General features: G+C 71.4%; 3 protein-coding genes. 2 read left to right on the top strand and 1 reads right to left on the bottom strand.

All coding sequences use genetic code 11. From position 1 onward, the window contains the following. Positions 1-108 precede the first annotated feature (108 nt). On the bottom strand, positions 109-1,911 hold the full coding sequence (locus tag ACWEVO_RS30280) for a glycoside hydrolase family 6 protein (RefSeq protein ID WP_452310880.1): 1,803 nt from the start codon (positions 1,909-1,911) through the stop codon (positions 109-111). Positions 1,912-2,548: 637 nt separating this feature from the next. Here ACWEVO_RS30280 and ACWEVO_RS30275 point away from each other — a divergent pair. Beyond that, on the top strand, positions 2,549-3,970 hold the full coding sequence (locus ACWEVO_RS30275; RefSeq protein WP_452310879.1) for a hypothetical protein: 1,422 nt from the start codon (positions 2,549-2,551) through the stop codon (positions 3,968-3,970). A gap of 94 nt (positions 3,971-4,064) precedes the next feature. Further along, on the top strand, positions 4,065-4,712 hold the full coding sequence (locus ACWEVO_RS30270; protein WP_452310878.1) for a class F sortase: 648 nt from the start codon (positions 4,065-4,067) through the stop codon (positions 4,710-4,712). Positions 4,713-4,783: the final 71 nt, after the last annotated feature.

Raw genomic sequence — 4,783 nt, 5'->3', positions numbered from 1 at the left:
GCGCCGGCGATCCAGGGCACGGCGGCCGACGTGGGCGTCGACCAGGGGCCCGGGGAACCCGCGCGGCGGTGCCTCACTCCCGCCGCTGCGGGTGGGCCGGCCGCCGGATCAGGAGAGCGGCGGGTAGGCGTTCTGCATGAGCTGCTGGAACTGGGCCGGGAACCAGGCGCCGGAGATCGGCGCGTTCGGCAGGGCGCCGGTCAGGTTGTTGCCGTTGCGGGCGTTGCCGGTGTACGTCGGGTCGCACATCCGGTCGAAGCCCTTGCCCTCGTTGTTCGGGATCTCGGTGCTGGAGCCGTCCGACTCGCCCGGGGGCTTCACCCACACGTACGCGTCGATGCCCGCCTCGGGGTTGGCCCGCGGCCGCTCGCCCAGGCCCGCGCCGGCCTGGTTACACCAGTTGCCGGTGTGGTAGCGGCGGTCGATGCGGCCGCCGTCGACGTAGGCGTCGACGCTGGTGGTGGGGCCAGGGCCGGTGGGCCGGGCGGTGCCGCCCCAACCGTTGCGGGAGGTGTCGATCAGCATGCCGATGTTGCTGTCGAAGCCGATCGAGACCAGCTTCTGCCGGAAGGCCTGGGCGAACGAGAGCTCGTCGACGTACTGGTTCCAGTCGATCCACTTGGACTGCCGCACGGTCTGGCCGTTCACCGTGTCGGTGACCTTGACGTACGGCTCCTTCAGGGCCGAGTAGTTCGCCGTGTTGGTGATGAAGCCGGCGACGTTGTGCACCGTGCTGCCGGAGGCGACGGCGGCGGCCTTGAGCTGATCGGCGACCGGGCCGAAGTTGCTGTCCCAGCCGATCCAGCCGTGGTGCGCGGCGTCGATGTAGTTGTAGACGTTGCCGATCGCGCCGAGCTTGGCCAGTGCGTAGCCGACGCCGTTCACGTAGGCGCCGTTGGCCTTGACCGTGTCGCACATGACCGTGCCGCCGGCGTTGCCCGAGGTGTTGGTCACCAGGTTGGGCAGCGAGTCGATCTCGATGATGTTGACGATGCGCAGGCTGGCGTACTTCGGGTCGGCCTGGATCGCGGCGATCGGGTCGATGTACTCGGACTTGTAGCGGGGCAGCTCGTCCGGCCCCAGCTCACCGTTGGAGGCGAGCGCCGAGCAGTCCCGGCCGGGCAGGTTGTAGATGACGAACTGGATGTAGCCGGCGCCCTGGGCGAGCGCGGCGTCCAGGTGGGCCCGGACGCCCATCGCCCCGTTGGAACTGCTGTTCGGGGTGCCGTTGATGGCGGCGATCCGGTCGATCCAGACGGCGGTCGGGTTGTTGGACACCCGGCTGCCGCCGGACACCGACTCGGCCTTGGCCTTCCACTCCGGGTTCACGTAACCCTTGACCCCGGCGTACGGGTTGTCCACGCGCTGGCCGGGCGGCGGCGTGGTGGGCGGCGGCGTCGTGGGCGGCGGGGTGGTCGGCGGCGGCGTGGTGGGCGGGGGCGTCGTCGGCGGCGGCGTGGTGCTGGGCGGCGTGGTGGGCGTGCCGCCATTGCAGACCGTGCCGTTCAGGGTGAACGAGGTCGGCTTCGGGTTGCTGCCGCTCCACGCGCCGTTGAAGCCGAGGGTGGTGCTGGCGCCGCTGGCCAGGGTGCCGTTCCAGGACTCGTTGGTCGCGGTGACGTTCTGGCCGCTCTGCGACCACTTCGCGGACCAGCCGGAGACGACCTTCTGCGAACTGTTCGGGAAGGTGAAGCCGAGGTTCCACGCGCTCAGCGGGTCGCCGATGTTCTTGATGGTCACGGTGGCGGTGAAGCCGCCCTGCCAGTCACTGGTGACGTAGTCCACGCTGCACTGGGTCGCGGCCTGCGCCGCGGTGACCGGGAGGGTCACCAGCCCGCCGGCGACCAGGACGCCGGCGCCGGTCAGCGCGAGCGTCCGGCTGCGGCCGGACAGCCTTCTCCACAGATTCATGCCACTGATCTCCTTGGGCGAGACCGGATCCGCGTACGGCCCGGCGAAATGGCCCTCGGGACGTCCGGCAGGACGGCCGTCGGCGCCACGGGGGTCTTCGGGGGTGCCCGACCCGGACGGGCGTGGTGGTGGTGCGGACGCGACCGGCACGGTGGCCGGCCGGCTCTCCGACGCCGTCCGGTCGACCCGGTGCCCTCGACGTCTGAGCTCGCGGTGTGGCTCCCCGAACCGCGTGCAGCGATTCTTGCATGGGAGCGCTTCCATGGCAATGGCTCTATGCCTTGCCGGGTGAGTGACCCGGACTCGCGGGTCACCGGGTGAAAGTCGGACCCGGACGGCGCAGCCAGGCCGAGCACGTCGGGCCGGGCGGGAAAGTGGGCAGACCGGCGGGGGCGGGCAGGGCGAGCGCGACCGCGCCCGGATCGACCCAACGACGCCCGGAGGGCCCGGCACGACACGGAGCGTCCGGGGATACCCGAGAAGCCCGCCAAAGCGGCGTACCAGCTTCTATGCGGCTCATCACCCCCAAACTCTTAAACACGAATCTTTCCTCAGATAAGTCATGAAACGGTCTAACGTCGGTCGTAGCTCGACTGTCGTCGGGCTCAGGACAAAAAGGGATGGAGTGACGCAGGTCATGGCTAAAAAGATGCTCGGGAAGGTCGTTGCGGGTGCCGCCCTGGGCGGCGCGGGCCTTCTGGTGTTCACCCCGGGTATGGCCTGGGCGGGCGGGCACCAGGACGACGAGGGCAAGGTCATCGCCAAGCCGCACGTCGTCAAGGCGGGCGACGAGGTCAAGCTCCTGGAGATCTGCCCCGAGGCGCAGGAGCATGCCTTCGTCTGGTCGAAGGTGACCGGCAAGGTCGAGCTTCACCCGGCCCGGGACGACCGCGGCGACGAGCAGGGGGGCTGGCAGAACCGCGACGAGCAGGACGCGGACCAGGGCCCCGACGGCAAGGACCGGCACGGCCGCGACGAGGAGGGTCGCGGAGACGAGCAGGGCCGCGACGACCACGGCAAGGGCAAGGACGACCACGGCAAGGACGAGCAGGGCAAGGACGACCACGGCAAGGGGCCGGACGGCCACGGCGACGAGAACGGCTGGCCGCAGCCGCCGGCCGACGGCGCGGGCGGCGGCATGGCCGCGGCCCCCGGGGACCAGGGCAGCGACTGGCAGAGCTACGGCCAGGGCGACGAGTCGGGCTACGGCAGCGACTGGAAGAGCCACGACGAGTACGGCCAGGACGCCGAGTCCGACTACGGCAGCGGCTGGAAGGGCCAGGACGAGGCCGACCAGCGCGACGAGCACGGCAAGGACGGCAAGGACCGCGACGAGCACGGCAAGGACGAGAAGTCCGACCGCGACCACAAGGCCCAGGACGAGGCCAACGACCGCGACGAGCACGGCAAGGACGGCAAGGACCGCGACGAGCACGGCAAGGACGAGAAGTCCGACCGTGACTGGATGGGCCAGGACGACGCCGACCAGCACGGCCGCGACGGCAAGGACCGCGACGAGCACGGCAAGGACGAGAAGTCCGACCGCGACCACAAGGCCCAGGACGAGGCCAACGACCGCGACGAGCACGGCAAGGACGGCAAGGACCGCGACGAGCACGGCAAGGACGAGAAGTCCGACCGTGACTGGATGGGCCAGGACGACGCCGACCAGCACGGCCGCGACGGCAAGGACCGCGACGAGCACGGCAAGGACGAGAAGTCCGACCGTGGCTGGATGGGCCAGGACGAGTACGGCCAGGGTGACGAGTCGGGCTACGGCCGCGGCGAGGACAGCTGGGAGCACGGGAAGGACTTCGTCTACTTCGGCGAGGCCACCGTCTCCAAGGACGCGCGCCCGGGCAAGTATGAGCTGAAGGGCTCGTGCGGCGAGGGCGAACTGGTGGTCCTGCCGCGGGGCCACGTCGACGGCGGTGATGGTGGCATGACCACCACCAGCAGCGACCGGGGGATGGCCGCCGGCGGCGCCGGCATGATCGGTGCCGCCGCGCTGGGTGGCATCGTCCTGCTGCGTCGGCGTCGGACCAGTGACCTGGTCTGACCGGACGGCGACACGGGCCGGCGGCCGTCGCGGGAAACCGTGGCGCGCCGCCGGCGCCGCCGTCGTCGTCCTGCTCGCCATGGCGGGTGCCGGCATGATCGGCGCGTCCTTCCGGACCGTGCCCCCGCCCCGCCCGCCCCAGCCGCTCGCCCAGACCGGGCCCGCCGAACCGGCCACCGCCTCCCCCGACGGCACGCAGGCCACCGACCAGGCGCCGGTGGAGCCGGCCCCCGACCTCCCGGGGTCCCTCGGCGGGACGGACCCGGACGTCGGCCCCGCCGCCCTGCCCCGGTCGACCCCGACGACCATCGCGATCCCTCGGATCGGGGTGCGGGCCGACATCATGAGCCTCGGCACCAACCCGGACGGCACGGTCCAGGTGCCCCCGCTGGACCAGGCCATGAAGGCCGGCTGGTACTCCCCGGGCGCCAGCCCGGGCGAGACCGGCAACGCGGTGATCGTCGGTCACGTCGACTCGGCCAAGCTCGGACCGGCGGTCTTCTTCAACCTCGGTTCCCTCACCAAGGGCGACACCATCAACGTCGCCCGGGAGGACGGCTCCACCGCCACCTTCACCGTGGACGAGGTGAAGTCGTACCCGAAGACCGCGTTCCCCACCGAACTGGTCTACGGCCCGAGCGACCGGCCCGCGCTGCGGGTCGTCACCTGTGGCGGCGCGTTCGACCAGAACGCCCGCAGCTACGTCGACAACATCATCGTGTTCGCCACGATGACGTCCTGACGGCGGAACGGGCGCGGCCCCGAGGTGGGGGTGGACCGCCCCCGGGGCGCGGCCGGGTACGGGCCGGGGAC

This window comes from Micromonospora sp. NPDC003776 (genome assembly GCF_053605645.1).
This window is presented reverse-complemented; position numbering and strand designations above follow the sequence as displayed.